Source organism: Mycoplana sp. MJR14 (genome assembly GCF_029210525.1).
GTDB lineage: Bacteria > Pseudomonadota > Alphaproteobacteria > Rhizobiales > Rhizobiaceae > Mycoplana.
In genome coordinates, this window is the sequence record NZ_JARGEO010000002.1 from 562,585 (window position 1) to 580,378 (window position 17,794).

18 protein-coding genes and 1 pseudogene are annotated in these 17,794 nt (G+C 68.2%); 5 read left to right on the forward strand and 14 right to left on the reverse strand.

All coding sequences use genetic code 11. The features are described from left to right. Nucleotides 1-9: 9 nt before the first annotated feature. From P0086_RS06970 to P0086_RS06995, 6 genes and pseudogenes are all read right to left on the reverse strand, one after another. Nucleotides 10-501, reverse strand: a pseudogene (locus P0086_RS06970) (DUF523 domain-containing protein); the annotation flags it as partial. A gap of 383 nt (nt 502-884) precedes the next feature. Further along, on the reverse strand, nt 885-3,194 hold the full coding sequence (gene glyS / locus P0086_RS06975; RefSeq protein ID WP_275783900.1) for a glycine--tRNA ligase subunit beta: 2,310 nt from the start codon (nt 3,192-3,194) through the stop codon (nt 885-887). 90 nt (nt 3,195-3,284) lie between these two features. Continuing rightward, nucleotides 3,285-3,584 (reverse strand): HigA family addiction module antitoxin, encoded by a 300-nt coding sequence (locus P0086_RS06980; RefSeq protein WP_112606307.1) that lies wholly within the window; start codon nt 3,582-3,584, stop codon nt 3,285-3,287. 16 nt (nt 3,585-3,600) lie between these two features. Beyond that, entirely contained in the window at nt 3,601-3,882 is a 282-nt protein-coding gene (locus P0086_RS06985) for a type II toxin-antitoxin system RelE/ParE family toxin (protein ID WP_275783904.1), read from the reverse strand. A 99-nt stretch (nt 3,883-3,981) separates the two neighbouring features. Further along, the gene (locus tag P0086_RS06990) at nt 3,982-5,916 is read right to left on the reverse strand and encodes a DUF2207 domain-containing protein (protein ID WP_275783906.1); all 1,935 of its coding nucleotides are present in this window, start codon (nt 5,914-5,916) and stop codon (nt 3,982-3,984) included. An 11-nt stretch (nt 5,917-5,927) separates the two neighbouring features. Continuing rightward, nucleotides 5,928-6,476 (reverse strand): LemA family protein, encoded by a 549-nt coding sequence (locus P0086_RS06995; RefSeq protein ID WP_112612065.1) that lies wholly within the window; start codon nt 6,474-6,476, stop codon nt 5,928-5,930. A 316-nt stretch (nt 6,477-6,792) separates the two neighbouring features. Here P0086_RS06995 and P0086_RS07000 point away from each other — a divergent pair, with 316 nt between their 5' ends. Beyond that, nucleotides 6,793-6,996 (forward strand): hypothetical protein, encoded by a 204-nt coding sequence (locus P0086_RS07000; protein ID WP_275783911.1) that lies wholly within the window; start codon nt 6,793-6,795, stop codon nt 6,994-6,996. A gap of 52 nt (nt 6,997-7,048) precedes the next feature. Here the strand turns inward: P0086_RS07000 and P0086_RS07005 are convergent, their stop codons facing one another. The 6 genes from P0086_RS07005 to P0086_RS07030 form a co-directional block, all read right to left on the reverse strand. Continuing rightward, nucleotides 7,049-8,023 (reverse strand): glycine--tRNA ligase subunit alpha, encoded by a 975-nt coding sequence (locus P0086_RS07005; protein ID WP_112600446.1) that lies wholly within the window; start codon nt 8,021-8,023, stop codon nt 7,049-7,051. Between the two features lie 89 nt (nt 8,024-8,112). After that, the gene (locus P0086_RS07010; RefSeq protein ID WP_275783915.1) at nt 8,113-9,180 is read right to left on the reverse strand and encodes an NAD-dependent epimerase/dehydratase family protein; all 1,068 of its coding nucleotides are present in this window, start codon (nt 9,178-9,180) and stop codon (nt 8,113-8,115) included. Between the two features lie 288 nt (nt 9,181-9,468). Next, the gene (locus tag P0086_RS07015; protein WP_112600448.1) at nt 9,469-9,660 is read right to left on the reverse strand and encodes a hypothetical protein; all 192 of its coding nucleotides are present in this window, start codon (nt 9,658-9,660) and stop codon (nt 9,469-9,471) included. Between the two features lie 18 nt (nt 9,661-9,678). After that, nucleotides 9,679-10,551: a S49 family peptidase gene (locus tag P0086_RS07020; protein WP_112600592.1), complete on the reverse strand. Its 873-nt coding sequence runs from the start codon at nt 10,549-10,551 to the stop codon at nt 9,679-9,681. 114 nt (nt 10,552-10,665) lie between these two features. Next, nucleotides 10,666-11,466 (reverse strand): methyltransferase, encoded by an 801-nt coding sequence (locus P0086_RS07025; RefSeq protein ID WP_275783918.1) that lies wholly within the window; start codon nt 11,464-11,466, stop codon nt 10,666-10,668. 156 nt (nt 11,467-11,622) lie between these two features. Then, nucleotides 11,623-11,844: a DUF2007 domain-containing protein gene (locus P0086_RS07030; RefSeq protein ID WP_112598875.1), complete on the reverse strand. Its 222-nt coding sequence runs from the start codon at nt 11,842-11,844 to the stop codon at nt 11,623-11,625. A gap of 104 nt (nt 11,845-11,948) precedes the next feature. Between P0086_RS07030 and P0086_RS07035 the strand changes: the two genes are divergently transcribed. From P0086_RS07035 to moaB, 4 genes are all read left to right on the forward strand, one after another. Further along, on the forward strand, nt 11,949-12,965 hold the full coding sequence (locus tag P0086_RS07035) for a polyprenyl synthetase family protein (protein WP_112598874.1): 1,017 nt from the start codon (nt 11,949-11,951) through the stop codon (nt 12,963-12,965). 155 nt (nt 12,966-13,120) lie between these two features. Continuing rightward, complete coding sequence (locus P0086_RS07040; RefSeq protein WP_275783924.1) at nt 13,121-14,953, forward strand: tetratricopeptide repeat protein; 1,833 nt, start codon at nt 13,121-13,123, stop codon at nt 14,951-14,953. Between the two features lie 25 nt (nt 14,954-14,978). Next, a complete protein-coding gene (locus P0086_RS07045) occupies nt 14,979-15,899 on the forward strand; it encodes a 4-(cytidine 5'-diphospho)-2-C-methyl-D-erythritol kinase (RefSeq protein WP_275784431.1) in 921 nt (306 codons plus the stop codon). Beyond that, complete coding sequence (gene moaB / locus P0086_RS07050; protein ID WP_112598894.1) at nt 15,886-16,428, forward strand: molybdenum cofactor biosynthesis protein B; 543 nt, start codon at nt 15,886-15,888, stop codon at nt 16,426-16,428. Before P0086_RS07045 ends, moaB begins: the two co-directional genes overlap by 14 nt. Nucleotides 16,429-16,540: 112 nt before the next feature. On the opposite strand, the gene P0086_RS07055 is transcribed toward moaB, so the two are convergent. Then, nucleotides 16,541-16,969, reverse strand: a complete 429-nt coding sequence (locus P0086_RS07055) for a GFA family protein (RefSeq protein ID WP_275783931.1) — start codon at nt 16,967-16,969, stop codon at nt 16,541-16,543. A gap of 129 nt (nt 16,970-17,098) precedes the next feature. After that, on the reverse strand, nt 17,099-17,620 hold the full coding sequence (locus tag P0086_RS07060) for a glycosyl transferase (RefSeq protein WP_112598867.1): 522 nt from the start codon (nt 17,618-17,620) through the stop codon (nt 17,099-17,101). Between the last annotated feature and the right edge of the window lie 174 nt (nt 17,621-17,794).

A 17,794-nucleotide genomic window follows, 5' to 3' on the forward strand; every position in this document is an offset into this window, starting at 1 on the left:
AGGGGCCGCGTCCTCCGCTGCCAGCACCGCCACCAGGCGGTCCACCTCCCGGTCCGAATAGACGGTGATACCGTGGCGCCTGAGCAGGGCCGCGGTGACCCCCTCGCCTTCGTGGCGCCGGCCGGAAAAACTGCCGTCATAGAGAAAGCCGGAGCCGCAGGACGGGCTGCCGTCGATCAGGAGCGCATGGCGACAGCCGTTTTCCTGCGCCACCGCAAGCGCACGCCGCGCGCCCTCGATGAAACCGTCCGAGACGTCGCGGCCGGTCGGCTCGACAACCTGCGCCGCCCCGTCGAGCACGTCGCCTCCGTCCATGGCACGGGCGATCTCGGCGGGCGGGCGCGGCACGGCAAAGCCGCCGGCAAGCTCGGGACAGAACGACACGAGCCGCCCCTCCTCCCGCCAGCGCGCCACCGCCGCGTGCAGCAGCGTCTTCGGCTTTCCGTCATAGCGCACGGGCAGGCCCATCAGGCAGGCACTGATCAGGATCTTTCCGGTCATGCGGATCGTCTCCCTGGTCGCGGTCGGCCCGGTCAACAGCCGACGACAGACGTTGGCACCCGGAGCGGATCAACCCGCCCCGGAGCTTCGCTCCGACCCTCCCCCTCGAGGGGAGGGTGAGTGGCCGCAGCGCCCTCCCCGCTCCCCCTAGAGGGCAAGGTGAATGGCCGCGGCGCCCTGCCCACCTCCCCCTTGAGGGGGGAGGTCGCCGCGAAGCGGCGGGTGGGGGTGACATCGACGGCGCGGCGATGACCGCCGTGCCCGGCGCGCGTCACCTGGAACGCAGTCGCGACCGCCCAACTTCGGCGCCCGGGGGCGATCACCCCACCCCGGAGCTGCGCTCCGCCCCTCCCCCTCGAGGGGAGGGTTGGCGCCGCCCCGCGTCAGCCGGCGATCTTGGAGAAGTCGGCGACCGTGCCGGTGGCGGCGCGGATGGCGGCGAGCAGGGCCAGGCGGTTGGCCCGGATCGCCGCGTCCTCGTCGTTGACGAGCACGTCGTCGAAGAATTTGTCGACCGGTGCCCTAAGCTTCGACAGCGCCGTCATGGCGGCGTGGAAATCCTCCTTCGCCACGGCGTCTGCCGCGCCGCGGGAGGCGATGACGATGGCCTCGTTCAGGTCCTTCTCGGCCGGCAGGCGGAAGAGATCGACGGAGACGCCGTCGGCGACGACCGTGCCCTTCTTCTCCTCGGCCGTCAGAAGCTGGGTGGCGCGCTTGGTGCCGGCGAGCAGGTTCCTGCCGTCCTCCGACGTGATGAACGCCGTCAGCGCCTCGACGCGGCGGGCGACCATCAGGAGATCGTCGGCATCCGGCGTCAGCACGGCGTCGATCAGGTCGTGGCGGGCGCCGAGATCGCGGAGATAGACCTTCAGGCGGTCGTGGAAGAAGGAGAGGAGGTCGCTTCGAATGGCCTCGACGTCGTTCACAAAGTTGGCAGCGAACTCAGGACCACCCGCCCTCCGGATCTGCTCGATGCGGACTTCAAGGGCAGTGAGAGTGTCCAGCGGCTTTTCGGATTCGCGGGCAACCTCGTCGAAAGAAGGCATTCGATCAACTAAGGCTCGGCCAAATTTGGCTGTTGCCGCTTCGACAATGGGGGTGGATAGAACCCTTCTCAAGCTGATCCTGACACCTCGCTCCAGCAAGATCCTGACCACGCCCAGCGCCGCCCGGCGCAGCGCGTACGGATCCTTCGAGCCGGTCGGCTTCTCGTCGATCGCCCAGAAGCCCGTCAGCGTGTCCAGCTTGTCGGCGAGCGCCACGGTGATGGCGACGGGATCCGACGGCACGCGGTCGGACGGGCCCTGCGGCTTGTAGTGGTCCTCGATCGCCTCGGCGACCGAAGGCGCCTCGCCCTGCAGGGCCGCATACTTGCGGCCCATGATGCCCTGCAGTTCGGGGAACTCGCCGACGGCCTCGGTGCGCAGGTCCGCCTTGGCGAGCACGACGGCGCGGTCGACAAGCGCCGGGTCGGCGCCGGTGACCCTGGCGAGTTCGGCGGCGAGCGCGCGGATGCGCTGCACGCGTTCGCCCTGCGTGCCGAGCTTGGCGTGGAAGGTGACGTTCAGCGCGTCGAGCTTGGCCATGCGCTGGTCGAGCGGCTTCTTCAGGTCGAGGCCGAATTTTTCGGCGGAGGCCTTCAGCGTGTCGAGGTCCGGCAGGTCGTGCTGGTCGCGGGTCCAGAAGTGGCGGGCGTCCGACAGGCGGGCGCGCACGACCTTGCCGTTGCCGTGGACGATCTCCCTGCCGCCGTCCTTCGCCTCGATGTTGGAGACGAGGATGAAGTGGTTGGAAAGGCCCTCGCCGCCCGCCGGGCGGGTGACGAAGCATTTCTGGTTGGTCTTGATCGTCAGGCGGATGATCTCGGCGGGGATCGCCAGGAATTCCGCCTCGAAGGTGCCCATCAGCACCTGCGGCCATTCGACGAGGCCGGAGACTTCCTCCAGGAGCCCCTCGTCCTCGACGAGCTCGAGCCCGTTGGCGAAGGCGATGTTCCGGGCGTCGGTGGCGATGATCTCCTTGCGGCGCTCGGCGTCGAGGATGACCCTGGCCTTTTCCAGTGCGGCGACGTAGTCGTCGAAGCGGCGCACGGTGATCGCCTCGGGGGCGTGGAAGCGATGGCCGTAGGTGACGTTGGAGGCGACGATGCCGTCGACCTCGAAGGGCACGACGCGGGTCTCCTCGGTTTCCGAGCCGAACAGGCAGACGATCGATTGCAGCGGCCGCACCCAGCGCAGCGCGCCGGACCGCGCTGACGCGGCGCCCGAGCGCATCGACTTCGGCCAGGGGAAGGTGCGGATGATGCCGGGCATGATCTCGGCGATGATCTCGTCTGCGGCGCGGCCGGGCTTCGAGATCACCGCGACGTAGAAGTCGCCCTTCTTCGGATCGGAGACCACCTGGGCCTGCGACACATCCGACAGGCCGGCCTTGCGCAGGAAGCCCGTGACCGCCTGTTCCGGCGCCTTGGTGGAGGGGCCCTTGATTTCCTCGCGGCTGTCGGCGGAGCGCGCGTTCAGGCCGCGGATGTCGAGCGTCAGCCGGCGCGGCGTCCAGTATTCGCGCGCGCCCTCGTAGGTGAGCCCTGCCTCGACGAGGGCGTCGGTGACGAGCTTGCGCAGGTCGCCGGCCGCCTTGCGCTGCATGCGGGCGGGAATTTCCTCGGAACGGAGCTCAAGCAGGAGATCGGGCATGGGATGCTTTTCTGGCAGATCGTTGGACTGCGGCGGACTTAGCAAGCCCGCGGCGAAAAGTCATCCTGGCAGAGGCGGAAAAGTCGCCCTTCAGGCGGCCTCATGAACCGGAATACGCTCAATCTCGCCGTGCAACCTTTCCGCCTCGATCTTGAGGTCATAGCCCGTCTGCAGGTTCATCCAGAATTCCGGCGTGGTGTCGAAGTACCTGGCCAGCCGCAGCGCGGTGTCGGAGGTGATGCCGATCTTCTCCGAAACGATCCGCTCAATGCGCGTCCGCGGCACGTTCAATTTCCTTGCCAGGGCGCCCGCGGTCATCTGCAGCGGTTCGAGATAGAGGTCCCGCAGGATTTCGCCCGGATGGATCGGAGGGAGCTTGCTCGCATTCATGATTTCCCGCTTTCGCTCAATGATAGTCCGTGATCTCGACATCTTCCGGCCCACCTTCCGTCCAGACGAAACATATGCGCCACTGCCTGTTGATCCGGATCGAATACTGGCCTTCACGGTCGCCCGAAAGCTTCTCCAGGCGGTTGCCCGGCGGCGAACGGAGATCCTTCACATCGCTCGCGGCATTCAGCAGCGTCAAAAGCTGCTGGGACCGACGGACGAGATCATCCGGAAAACCCTTGCGCACCGAGCCATCGGCAATCGATGCGGTGAGCCTGTCCCGGAACGACCGGATCATGCAGGGGCTCCGGCGGAAGTATCATCGGATGATACATGGTCGGCGCGAGCCGTCAAGGGGATTGTATCATTCAATGATACATACAATACCTCGCCGGAATCACCACCCCCCGCCACCGCCGCCGCCGCCGCCGCCGCCGGAGAAGCCGCCGCCGCCTGAGGAGCCGGAGAAACCGGAGGACGAACTCTTCGGCGGGGGCGGGAGCGAGGCGGTGAGCGTGCCGGCCATGGAGCCGGCGAAGCCGCCCATGCGGTCGGCGAAGCTGCCGGCGCCGTCGCCGCCGTACCAGGCGGGCTGGTAGCTCGCGGCGGCTGCGCCGGCAGCCGCGGTGGCGAGCCAGCGCTCGAAGGTCTGCGACCAGGGTTTTTCCACCCCGAGCGCCACCGCATAGGGCAACAGCGTCTCGTAGTGGCGCGGCGACATTTCCGGCGCGCCGGCCATGTTCATCCGTTCCTTCTCGGCCAGCGTCAGGTATTGCCGCAACCCCTCGATGCCGTCCATCATCTTCCGCCCGATCGGCGTCGGCGCGCCCATCAGGAAGAAGAACAAAAGGTTGAGCAGCAGGATGCCGCCGACGCCCGAGAGGATCGGCAGGAGCCCGTCGCGAACTCCGCTTGCGACGGCGCCCACGAACACCGCGCCGAAGACGGTGAGGAAGACGAAGCCGAAGAAGGCGATCATCAGGACGGCCATGATGCGCTGGGAGAGGCTGCGGGCGGCGCGCAGCGACTTGCCGAAGGTCGTCGCGAAGACCGAGACGAAGAAGGAGGCCGCGGCGGGGATAATGACGAGCGCGATCCCCTCCTCGTCCAGCCGGCCGAAGACCAAGAGCGCCAGGAGGCAGATCGCCGACAGCGCGATGCCGCCTGCGACATAGCCCCAGTTGGCGCGGTAGTACTTGCCCCGGTGCTCCGCCTCCATGGCGTTGCGGAAGCGGTTGCCGAGCGACTGCACCTCCTTGCCGTTCGCCTTGTCGATGGCAAACGGCTCCCCGGCCGCCTCGACCGCCTTCAGGAGCACGCCCTCGCCGGCCGGCAGCTTCTCGTCCAGCGGCTTGTCCGTGCGGGTGACGACGATCGCGTTCTTCAGGTCGTCGAGGGTGACGAAGCCCTTCACCGCGAGGTTCAGGAGCGCGGCCGACAGCGCCGTCCAGCCGGCGCCGCCGAAGCCGCGGTTGTCGATGTAGTTGACCAGCGCCGGCGAGGCGCCGTCCGGCGCATCCCAGCGCGGCACCATCACGCCGCGCGGCGGGTCGCGACCGACCCGGCTCCAGGCGCGCAGGTAGTAGAGCGCGACGAGGACCAGGCCGCCGATGCCGATCAGGGCGCCGGCATTATCCTGCAGCAACCATAGCCGCTCCTGGGTGGCGCTCGGCGGATCGATGCTGCCGGCAGGCATCATCACGCCGATCGTCAGCCCCTGGTGAGGGGCCAGCCTCCGCGTGGTGACGAATTCCGCCCGGTTGCCGGAGGCGCTGGCGCGGGCATTCTTGCCGGTGTCGCCATAGGCGCCGGTGAAATAGGTCAGTTCCTGCGGCTCGACGCCGGCCGGCAGCGTCACCGCCGCCGACACGGCGACGATCGGAAAGGCCCATTCGGTACCGGTGACGTTCCAGAAGAGCTCGTCGTGCGTGTCGAAATAGCGGATCTGGCGGGAGGTGCGGTAGGTCAGCGCGTAGACATGCCGCCCCGGGCGCAGCGTCACGTCGGCGGAGCCGAAATAGATGCGGATGCCGGAGGCGGCGCTCTCGGTGTGATAGGGTTCCTCCGCGCCGTCGCGGCGCACACCTAAGATCTCGAAATCCACCTTGCGCGTGCGCCCGCCGGCATCGACGAAGGTGAGCGGGAAATCGCGGTAGATGCCGCGGCGGATGCGGTCGCCCTCCGCATTGACGGTGATCGTCTCGGTGACGGTGATCTCCCCGTCCCTGGCCACGTCGATGTCGGCATGGAAGGCGGAGATGACCTCCTCGGCCCGGCCCGCGCCGGCCATGGCCAGCAGGAGGAAAAGCGCTGCGGCGATGCGGGCGACCATCGGCCGGTTCCTCAGAACTTCACCGTCGGCACGGCGCGGTCGGCGGGATTGTCGATCTCGAAATAGGGCGCCTTGGCAAAGGAAAAGGCGCTGGCGAGCAGGCTGGAGGGGAAGCTCTCGACCTTGACGTTGAGATCGCGGGCGGCGCCGTTGTAGTAGCGGCGCGACATCTGGATCTCGTCCTCGATCGTCTGCAGCGAGGCCTGCAGTTCGCTGAAGTTCTGGTTCGCCTTCAGATCGGGATAGGCTTCGGCAAGCGCCACCAGCTTGCCGAGCGCCTGGCCGAGCAGGCCCTCGGCGGCGGCGCGCCCCTGGATATCGCCGGCGGGCACGGCCTGGGCCTTGTTGCGCAGTTCGACGACCTGCTCGAAGGTCTCGCGCTCGTGCTTGGCATAGCCCTTGACGGTCTCGATGAGGTTCGGGATCAGGTCGGCGCGGCGCTTCAGCTGCACGTCGATGCCGGACCAGGCCTCCTCCTTGACCTGCCGCGCCTTCACCAGGCCGTTGTAGAGCATGATCGCGTAGAGCGCGATCACCGCTGCGATTGCCAGACCGATCATCCTGTCCTCCGTGGGAGCGAGCCAAACGCGGCGACATTAGCATTGACGCGGATGGAGGAAAGCCCTTTCCGCCGCTCGCGCACTGGTTGCCGGTGGAAAAGCGCAGGCGACGGACGGGCCGGTGAGGTCGCCGGCAGGCGGGCAGGTTTCTCGCTGTCCTTTCAAGGAGATCACCCCGGCGCAGCCCCGTTCACGCCGCATCTGCGCCCTGTTTCCCCGGGAACCGCGCACATCACACCGTCGGGGCGATACTCGGCCAACGATCAACCCACGCGGCCGTCATCGGAGCCAGCGCCCCAAGCCAGCGTCAACGACCATGAAGAAGCCAGCCCTCGCCCTCGACATCCTCGCCTTTGCCGCCCTCTTCCTCGCCTACACGGCGGCAGCCGAGGCCGAACGCCCCGCGGGCGTGCGGCGCGCGCTGCAGACCTATGCCGGCGAGGTCTCGGTCGACGCGCAGCCGGCGACGGATGCCGTCGTGCTTTCGCTCGCGGAAAGCCGCAGGGAGATATCGCAATGATGATCGCGCCAAGGACATTCGGCCCGGCCGGCGAGGCACGGGCGACCGTCTATCACGCAGCCTTCTCGACCCAGTTCACGCCGCCGGCGTCGGTGAGCAGGAAGGCTTCGCCGCAGGCTTTTGCGAGCGTGCGCACGCGCAGGATATAGCTCTGGCGCTCGGTGACGGAGATCACGCCGCGGGCGTCGAGCAGGTTGAAGACGTGGGATGCCTTGATGCACTGGTCGTAGGCCGGCAGCACGCATTTGTGCAGGCGACGGTTGTCGGCATCGCCGGGCGCGCCGGCCGAAAGCAGCGCCAGGCATTCCTTCTCGGCATCGACGAAATGGCGAAGCAGCATCGCGGTGTCGGCGAACTCGAAGTTGTGGCGGGAATATTCCTGCTCCGCCTGCAGGAAGACGTCGCCGTAGGTGATCTTCTCGTCGCCCTCGCGGCCGTTGAAGTTCAGGTCGTAGACGTTGTCGACGCCCTGCACGTACATGGCGAGCCGCTCCAGGCCGTAGGTCAGTTCGCCGGAGACCGGCGAGCACTCGATGCCGCAGACCTGCTGGAAATAGGTGAACTGCGAGACCTCCATGCCGTCGCACCAGCATTCCCAGCCGAGCCCCCAGGCGCCCAGCGTCGGGCTTTCCCAGTCGTCCTCGACGAAGCGCACGTCGTGCAGCAGCGGGTCGAGGCCGATCGCGGCCAGCGAGCCGAGATAGAGCTCCTGCAGGTTGGACGGGTTCGGCTTCAGGATCACCTGGTACTGGTAGTAGTGCTGCAGGCGATTGGGGTTCTCGCCGTAGCGGCCGTCGGAGGGGCGGCGCGAGGGCTGCACGTAGGCGGCCTTCCACGGCTTCGGCCCGAGCGCGCGCAGCGTCGTCGCCGGATGGAAGGTGCCGGCGCCGACCTCCATGTCGTAGGGCTGCAGCACCGCGCACCCCTTGTCCGCCCAGTAGTTGTGCAGCGTCAGGATCAGCCCCTGGAAGGAGCGGGTCGGGTGCATGTGGTCGGGCAGCGCGGCAGGGGCAAGCGGTTGGGTCATCGGTCCGGTCCGGATGGTCTTTCAGGTCGGCCGGACAGGTGCCACGGCGGGGCGGCAGGGTCAAGGGTGCCGCGCGTCCTTTGGGCCGATCAGTGCCGCTCGAGCGAGCGGAACAGGCCGGAGCCCGCCGGCTGGGTCGCCGCCGCAACCCGCCCGGGCGCAAGACCCGGAACGGTGCGGAAGACGGTGCGCGAGGCCGGCGAGAGGCGCCCCCGGTACCAGCCGGCGAGATGCTTCATCTCGCCCAGGAGCGTCGCCTCGGCCCGCCAGCCGAGCGCCTCGAGGGCCGCCGTCGAGACCTGCGAGCGGGTGACATTGGCCGGCCGGCCGGCCCCGAAGACGACGCCTGCCACCGGGTCCGGCACCGCATCGAGGACCATGCGGGCCACGTCGAGGATGGAATGGCTGCCGGGGGCGGCGACATTGTAGACGCCGTTCTTGTCGCCGCGGGCGATCACGGCGCGAAGGGCGGTGCAGAAATCCGACACGGCCAGGAAGGCGCGACGCTGGTTGCCGTTGCCATGCACCGTCAGCGGCTTGCCGACGGCGGCAAGCTCGAGGAAGCGCGGCACCAGCTTCTCGGCGTTCTGGCGCGTGCCGATCACGTTGACGGGGCGCAGCACGCGGATGTCGAGGTCATGCAGCGGCCGCAGCCCGGCCAGCAGCATCTCGGCTGCGGCCTTGGAGGCGCCCAGCGGGTTGTCCGGCCGCATCGGCGCCGTCTCCGTCGGCATGGCGGCGGCTTCGCCGTAGACCTCGGCGGTGCTGAGGTGGACCATCAGCGGCACCCGGTGCCGCGCCATCGCCTCGACCAGCACCTGCGTGCCGATGGCGTTGGAGAGGCTCGCGCGCTCCGGCGCAACCAGGGCGCGCTCGACATGGCTTTCGCCGGCGGCGTGGACAACGAGCTCGGCGCCCCTCAGGACATCGGAGACGAGATCGAGATTGCCGACGTCGCCCTGGCGCAAAGTGAGGCGGCCGGAGCGCAGCGCGCCGTCGAGGTTGGCCATGTCGGCGGCATAGGTGAAGGCGTCGAGCACGCGGATCTCGGCCATCGGGCAGGCCTGCAGCAGGTCGTCCACCACATGCGAGCCGATGAAGCCGGCGCCGCCGGTGACGACGATGGTGCGGATGCCGGCAAGGTCGAGCGAAGCCATGAAATCTGCCTTCCCAAACTTTTCAATCAGGAATGGCAGATTTCGCAGTTCGGGCGGCCGGCGCAACGTCCGCGCGGCCCCGGCCCGGCATTTATCGACGGTTAACCTTACCGGCGCCGGTTAACGTATCGTTGCGGGACAGATACGCGCCCGACAGTCCCGCCGACCGGACAGATGGGGGGGCGGCGGACCCTAAAGCCTGTCGCGCCTATTTGGAGCCCTTCGGGTTGGCCGAGAGGGGCCGGGGCATCTTTCCGCCGGGATCAGAGGCGATCGTCGCGACAGGCTTTAGTCGTCGTCGCGGCGCAGGCGATATTCGCCGGTCTTGGGATCCTTGACGAGGGTGCCGATCGCGTCGTTCTGGCGCTCGCGCTCGGCGGCGCGGCGCTTGCGGGTCAGCCGCTCGGCATCGGCGACGAACTTGCGGTAGCCCAGCCAGGCGACGGCGACGACCAGAAGCAGGAATAGGATCTGTACCATGCGTCCCCTCCCCCGGCGCTATCGACCGTAGCGCGCCCAGAGCGCCTTTTCTTCCGCGATCTCGGAGAGCGCGCCGATGCCGGCGGCAGCCGCCCGTTCGCCGGCGAGCGAGAGCATCCCCGCGCCGACGCCCGGCACCTTGCGGCCGAACAGGCCGCGCGCCGGCGAAATCAGCTTCAGGGACGCATTGGCGCCGTAGCGGCGGCGGATCTCGCCGCGCATGTCGGCCAGCCCGTCGATCAGGCCGAGCGCCAGGCCGCGCTGGCCGGTCCAGAACAGGCCGGTGAAGATATCGGGATCGTCGGCAAGCCGCGTGCCGCGACGCGCCTTCACCATCTCGATGAAGATCCCGTGGATCTCGACCTGCAGCGACTTCAGATAGTCGATGTCGGATTCCCGCTCCGGCTTGAACGGGTCGAGGATGACCTTGTTCTCGCCGGCGGTATAGACGCGGCGCTCGACGCCGATCTTCTTCAGGAGCTCGGGGAAGCCGAAGCCGCCGGAAACGACGCCGATCGAGCCGACGATCGAGGTCGGGTCGGCGAAGATCTCGTCGCCGGCCAGCGCGATCATGTAGCCGCCGGAAGCGGCGACGTCCTCGACGAAGACGAGCACGCGCTTGTTCTTCTCGGCGGCGAGATCGCGGATGCGCTGGAAGATCAGCCGCGACTGCACCGGAGAGCCGCCGGGCGAATTGATCGCGATGGCGACGGCGGGCGCGGCCTTGTCGGAGAAGGCCTTCTCCAGCACCGGGGCGACGGAGGCGAGATTGAGCGCCGGGCGGAACTGGCTGCCGCCGGCCATGATGGCGCCCTGCAGCCGCACGACCGGAATTGTGACGCCGTCGTTGCGGAACCGCTTCGGCATCAGCTTCCTCAAAAATCCGGCCATGTCGCTCTTCGGTCTCCCATCGTTTTCGTTATCGCCAGATGTATGCACGCGACGGCAAAACGCAATGGTTCCTGCACAAAATCGGGGCGTGTGGCGGCCGGGCGGCGATTTGCCTCAGGGAGCGGGCGCCTTCCCGCGGACCGCCCCCTGGCGCGGATAGGCGGCGCGGCCGTTGTTGAGGTCGTCGACGAAGGCGGAGAAGCGGTGGCTGTCGTCTTCGTGCATGACAAGCGGCGCACGCAGCAAAAGCCGCGCCCGCGAGCCCTTGACGGCGGTGACGAGGATGCGCACGGCGCTCTCGCCCGGGCGCGGGTGCAGGGCGGTGATCTCGATGCCGCCGAAGCGCCTGCCGCAGGCGTCGACGATCTCGGCGATCGATTCGGGCCTTGCGATCAGCGAGAGCTGGCCGCCGGGCTTCATGATCGCGCCGGCGGTGCGGATCCAGCGCTCGAACAGCCCGTCCTCCTTCGCATGCGCCTCGGCCTTCAGCGCATCGGGGGTGCGCCGGTCGGAGGCATCGTTGAAGGGCGGGTTCATGATGACGTGGTCATGCACCTCGTCTTCGAGCCCGGCTGCGAGCCGCGCCCGGCCGGTCAGCGCGACGTCGGCCTCGAGGATGGAGACGCGGTCGGCCAGATGGCGGTTTTCGGGAAGCGCCAGGCTCTTTCGCGCATAGCCGGCCATGGCGGGCGAGCGCTCGACCAGGAGCACGCGGGCGCCCTCGATGCGGGAGGCGACGGCGAGACCGGCCGCACCGGCGCCGGCGCCGAGGTCGGCGACGCTGAGCGGACCTTCGCCGGCGACGAGGGCGGCGAGCAGCATCGCATCCATGCCGGAGCGATGTCCGCCGCCCTTCGGCTGCACGAGGTGGAAGCGGCCGCGATGGAAGGCGTCGATGGTGAAATGGGGTGTCACGTGATGCCCCTCATCCGCCTGCCGGCACCTTCTCCCCGCGAGCGGGGAGAAGGACAAGCGTCGCATCGCCTGCGAAATTCTCCAGCGTTGCGCAGGCCACGTCCCCTCGCCCCGCTTGCGGGGAGAGGGTTAGGGTGAGGGGCAATCTCGACATCGTCACGACCGCAGCTCCGCGCCGAGGCCCGCGTCCGTCAGGATCCGGCGGGCGGCGTCCTCGCGGTCGGCCTCCACCAGCAGGCGGCGGGGCAGCATGCCGAGCGAGCCTTCGAGGATGCTCATGCCCTGGTCGGCGATCAGGCAATGGATGCCGGCGTCCTTCATCAGGCTCTCGGCGAAAGAGAGCAGCACCGCGTCGTTGGTCCGGATCAGTTCGATCATGCCTTTTTCCGTCTTATTTTCGCCGGGCTTGTCAATTCGCCTCTTGCTCCCGCAAGCCCCCCTTTCTATTGTCCCGCGACGGAATTGAACAGGAGTCCCCGCACGTGGGCGTCGTGATACCGCTGGACGAAAGTAAAAACAAACTGGCATCGGTAAAGCCGCTGGTGGATCTGACGAAAGCCGACATGGAGCGCGTCAACCAGCTGATCCTGTCGAAGGCCGGCTCGGACGTCCAGATGATCCCGGAAGTGGCCAACCACCTGATCTCGTCGGGCGGAAAGCGGCTGCGGCCGATGCTGACGCTCGCCTCGGCGGCGATGTTCGGCTACGAGGGCGACCACCACGTCAAGCTCGCCACCAGCGTCGAGTTCATGCACACGGCCACGCTCCTGCACGACGACGTGGTCGACGAGAGCGACCTCAGGCGCGGCAAGTCGACGGCGCGGATGATCTGGGGCAACCAGGCGAGCGTCCTGGTCGGCGACTTCCTGCTCGGTCAGGCCTTCAAGATGATGGTCGAGGTCGGCTCGCTGGAGGCGCTCGACGTCCTCTCGTCCGCTGCCACGGTGATCGCGGAGGGCGAGGTGCTGCAGCTTTCCGTCGCCAAGAACATGGAGACGACGGAAGACGACTATCTCGAAGTCATCCGCGCCAAGACGGCGGCGCTGTTCGCCGCCGCCGCCGAAGTCGGCCCGATCGTCGCCAATACCGGCCGGGCGGAGCGCAACGCGCTGAAGTCCTACGGCATGAACCTCGGCCTCGCCTTCCAGCTCGTCGACGACGCGCTCGACTACGGCGGCAAGGCGGCGGACCTCGGCAAGAACGTCGGCGACGACTTCCGCGAGGGCAAGATCACGCTTCCCGTCATCCTGGCGTGGCGCCGCGGCACGGCCGAGGACCGCGCCTTCTGGCGCAAGGCGATCGAGGGCGGCGAGAGCGACGATGCCAACCTCGAGCACGCGCTCGGCCTGATCACGCGCTACGGCGGCCTGTCGGACACGATCGCGCGCGCGCAGCACTACGGCACGATCGCCCGCGACGCGCTGGCGCCGCTGCCGGCGAGCCCGTGGAAATCGGCGCTTCTGGAAGTGATCGACTTCTGCATTTCGCGCGTCAGCTGATTACGAAATGTTGCGCGCCCGAGGGGACGGATTTTCTTGCCGCATCGCGCCAAAAAAGCCATTCTCTGAGGTCATGAGTCCACGCTGATTTGGACAGGATCGTGACGAACAAGCGGGCGGCAGGCCCGGCGTCCCCCCAAGCGAAAGGCATCTGCATGCGGCATTCCCTTCTCATCCGGCTTCTTTCGGGCGCGGCCATCGTTGCCGGCGTTGCGCTTGCCGGCCTGCCGGCTGCAAGAGCGGAAGAACCGGCCGCTGCCGCAGAGACCGAGACCTTCGACCCGGCGGTCGTCGACAGCTTCTCGGGCGCCTTCCTGGCGGCCCGGACGGCCGACGTCGACAAGGACTACAAGACCGCGATCGAGCTCTACCGGATCGCGCTGCAGTTCGACCCGACCAACACCGAGGTCAAGGAGCGGCTGATGATCACGCTGCTGCTCAACGGCGACTTCGACGAGGGCGTGAAGCTGGCCGAGGCGCTGAAGGACGATCCGGCCGTCGAGCGCATCACCACGGTGGTGCGCGGGATGGACGCGATCCGCAAGCGCGAATACCGCACGGCTGAGAAGATCCTCGTCTATAGCGGCCCGAACGATCTCGACCGCATGATGAACGGCCTCCTGCTGGCCTGGGCGAAGTTCGGCGACGGCAAGGCCAAGCAGGCGCTTTCCGGCATCAGCGAACTCGACGGCCCCGACTGGTTCTCGATCTTCAAGAACTACAATGCCGGCGCGATCGCGGCTGCGGCCGGCGACAAGGACACGGCGCGCAAGCGGCTGAACGACGCGATCCTCGACCGCAACGGCGGTAGTGCTGCGCCCGACACCTTCATGCGCGCGGTGATGGCCCTTGCCCGGCTCGAGGCGCGCGAGGGCAACAAGCAGAAGGCGCTGGACGCGATCTCGGTCGGCGAGAACCTGATCAACAGCTACGCGCCGCTGAAGGCGCTGCGCGACAGCATCGAGAAGGGCGAGAAGCAGGAGCAGCAGGTGCGCACCGCCACGCAAGGGGCCGCAGCCGTGCTGTTTTCCATCGGCGGCGCGCTGAACCGCGAAGGCGCCGAGGACATCGTTTCGCTCTACCTGCAGATCTCGCGGGCGCTCGATCCCGACAGCGCCGACACGCTGGTGATGCTCGGCGGCCTCGCGGAGACCCAGGAGAAGCCGGAACAGGCGATCGAGTTCTACCGCCAGGTGCCGGAAAACTCGCCGATGCGCCGCATCTCCGAGCTGCAGCTCGGCCTGCAGCTTGCCGACCTCGGCAAGGTCGACGAGGCGAAGAAGCACCTCAAGGCGCTGATCGACGAAGATCCGAAGGACATGCGCAGCTACCTCGCCTATGGCAGCGTGCTGTCGGACGCCAAGGAATACAAGGAGATGGGCGAGGTCTACGACCGCGCCGTCGACGCGATGGGCAACGTGCCCAACCGCTCGCAGTGGACGATCTACTTCCAGCGCGGCATCGCCTATGAGCGCCAGAAGAAGTGGGACCTGGCCGAGCCCAATTTCCGCAAGGCGCTGGAGCTGAACCCGGAGCAGCCGCAGGTGCTGAACTATCTCGGCTATTCCTGGGTCGACATGAACACCAATCTCGAGGAAGGCCTGGACATGATCCGCCGTGCGGTCAGCGCCAAGCCGGACGACGGCTACATCGTCGATTCGCTCGGCTGGGCCTATTTCCGCCTCGGGCAGTATGACGACGCCGTCACCGAGCTGGAGCGCGCCGCCGAACTGCGCGCGGGCGACCCGACGATCAACGACCACCTCGGCGACGCCTACTGGCGCGTCGGGCGGAAGCTCGAGGCGACCTTCCAGTGGAACCGGGCGCTGGGCCTGAAGCCGGAGGACGCCGAGATCCCGAAGATCAAGGCGAAGATCGAGAGCGGCCTGCCGGACGAAAGCAACAAGCCGCCGGCCGCGGCCCAGGCGATCGAGCAGAAAGAGCCGGTCAAGGCTCCCGCGCCGGGCGAGCCCGACAAGAAATCCTGACCCGTCCATGGCGCACGACGATGGCCTGCCCGGTTTCGGCCTGCCCGGTTTCGGCCTGACAGAGCCGGCACCGGCGAAGATCAACCTGGCGCTGCATGTTATCGGCCAGCGGTCCGACGGCTATCACCTTCTGGACATGCTCGTCACCTTTGCCGCCTTCGGCGACCGGGTCGCGGTCGCGCCGGCCGATGCCGACGCGTTCACGCTATCCGGCCGCTTCGCGGCGGAACTTTCGGATGGTCCTGAGACCGACAACCTCGTGCTGAAGGCCCGCGACCGGCTGCGCGCGGCACTCGGTGCACGCGGCATCCCCGCCCCGCCCGTCCACCTGCACCTGGAAAAGAACCTTCCGATCGCATCCGGCATCGGCGGCGGCTCCGCCGACGCGGCGGCGACGCTGCGCGCACTGTTGCGGCACTGGAACGCCGGGATCGAGGCCGACGCGCTCGGCGCGCTTGCGCTCGGCCTCGGCGCGGACGTGCCGATGTGCCTCGCTTCGCGGCCGCTGGTGGCCCGCGGCATCGGCGAGGAGATCGAGCCGCGCGCCGACCTGCCGGCCTACGCCATGGTGCTCGTCAACCCGCTCCTGGGCGTCTCGACGCCGGAGATCTTCCGGCGGCTGAAGGACAAGGACAATCCGCCGCTGAAGGTGCCGAAACCGGGCACCGGCGGGCCCTGCTGGCTTGCGGCGCTCAAGGCCATGCGCAATGATCTGGAGGCGCCGGCCGCCGCCCTCTGCCCACAGATCGAGGCGGTCAGGCAGGCGCTTGCCGCGGCCGGGCCCTTGCTCGTGCGCATGTCCGGCTCCGGGGCGACCTGCTTCGGGCTCTACGAGGACATGGAGGCGGCCGGGCGCGCGGCGCGGACGATCGAGGCCGGGCATCCCGGCTGGTTCGCCGTCGCCAGTGCGGCGTATCTGGGAGGGGATGACCATGGCGCGGCTTGACGAGACGAGACCCTTCATCCCGCTATCGATCGCGGTGCTGACCGTTTCCGACACCCGCACGCTCTCCGACGACCGCTCCGGCGACACGCTGGTCGAGCGGCTGGAGAAGGCCGGGCACCGGCTCGGCGCCCGGGCGATCGTTCCGGACGACAGGCAGGCGATCTTCGAGACGGTCGAGGCCTGGACGAAGGACGAGGCCATCGACGTCGTCATCACCACGGGCGGAACCGGCTTCACCGGCCGCGACGTGACCCCCGAGGCGCTGGAGCCGCTGTTCGAGAAGCGGATGGACGGCTTCTCCGAGGTGTTCCACCGGATCTCCTACGACAAGATCGGCACCTCGACGATCCAGTCGCGGGCGACGGGCGGGGTGGCGAACGCCACCTTCATCTTCGTGCTGCCCGGCTCGCCCGGCGCCTGCCGCGACGCCTGGGACGGGATCCTTGAAGCCCAGCTCGACTACCGGCACATGCCGTGCAACTTCGTCGAGATCATGCCGCGGCTCGACGAGCACCTGAAGCGTAAGTAGCCCCGCTGCCTGCCGCCGGCATGGAACGCAAGGCCGTTCCGCAAGGCCGCATGCCAATGTTCCCTTGGACGAGCTTCGCCGCGACGGGCGCCGCCGGCATTTGGCTTCGCTGTCAGAACCACAGGTCGCGAACGCAACGCCCGTCCCGCGGCAGGTCGTCGAAGGTATCGAGGCCGTCGAAGTGGTCGATCGGCAGGTGCGCCACCGCCTCGGGCGGCGCCAGGCGGACATTGACCGCCATGCGCCGGCGCCCGTCCTGCCCGACCTGCAGGCCCCGCCAGCACAGCACGCAGGCGCAGGTGGGGCAGAAGCGGATCTCGAGTGACGGCGTCCCGCTTCCCCTGCGGGTGAAGGCTCGGGTGGGGCCGTGCAGGCCGATGCGCCCGCCCCCATCACCGCGCCCTTCACCGTCGGCCTCGTAGTCATAGGCCCACAGGGCGCCGTAGCGGCGGCAGAGGCTACAGTTGCACGCCGTCACCGGGCCCGGATCGCCTTCCATGGCCCAGTGCGCCGCCTCGCAGAGACATGTGCCAATCAGCATCTGCACCCCCCGCGTTTCATCGTGGTCGTCAAACGCGCCGGTATTGTCCGGTCGATGCGCGTGGATTTCAAGGGCCGGCAGATGCGGGGACAGGGCCCGGACAGGACACCGGGCATGCACGTCCTGACCCTAGTCGCGCATGGCCCGAACGGCCCAGGCGGGGACGATCTCGGCCACGAGCTTGCGGGCGGCCAGGCCGGCGGCGAGTTCGTTGAGCTTCATGCCCTTGCGTACGATGGCGCAGGCCTGGCGCTTGGACACGAGCAGCCCGCATTCGAGCGGCGGCCGGCGCTGGACGAGGCGGCGCATGAAGGGCCGGCGATGGTTGCGCGAGCCGGCAAAACGCGCCGGTCCCTTGTTGAGCGAGACGTGCTCGGAGACCGCATCGACCCAGCCGAACAGCGGCCGGGCGCCGGGCTCCAGCAGCAGCAGCCAGTCGCCGCGGGCCGAGCGCACGATCTCGTCGACGCTCCATTCGGTCATGAAACGGCAGCCGGCCGCATCGGCGATCTGGGGCGAACCGTCGCCGGAGCCGTGATCCAGCACGATGACGTCGCGCACGATGCCTTCCACGGCACCCGCCACCAGCGCGGACAGCGTCTGCGCCAGTTCGGGTTCGTTGTCTCGGCTCTCCATGATCACCGTCAGCATGGTTGACCAATATCGCAATGCCACACCCAGCGCCACTGGCAACAATCGCCGGGGTTGCCGTTAGTGGTAGTAAATTGGTCAGCTGTGACCGGATCGCCGCCGCTGCGCATTTTGTTCTTGCATTGTTCTCATTTGGCCGTTAGGAATAAAGTCATTGCGGGGACACGATTCCCC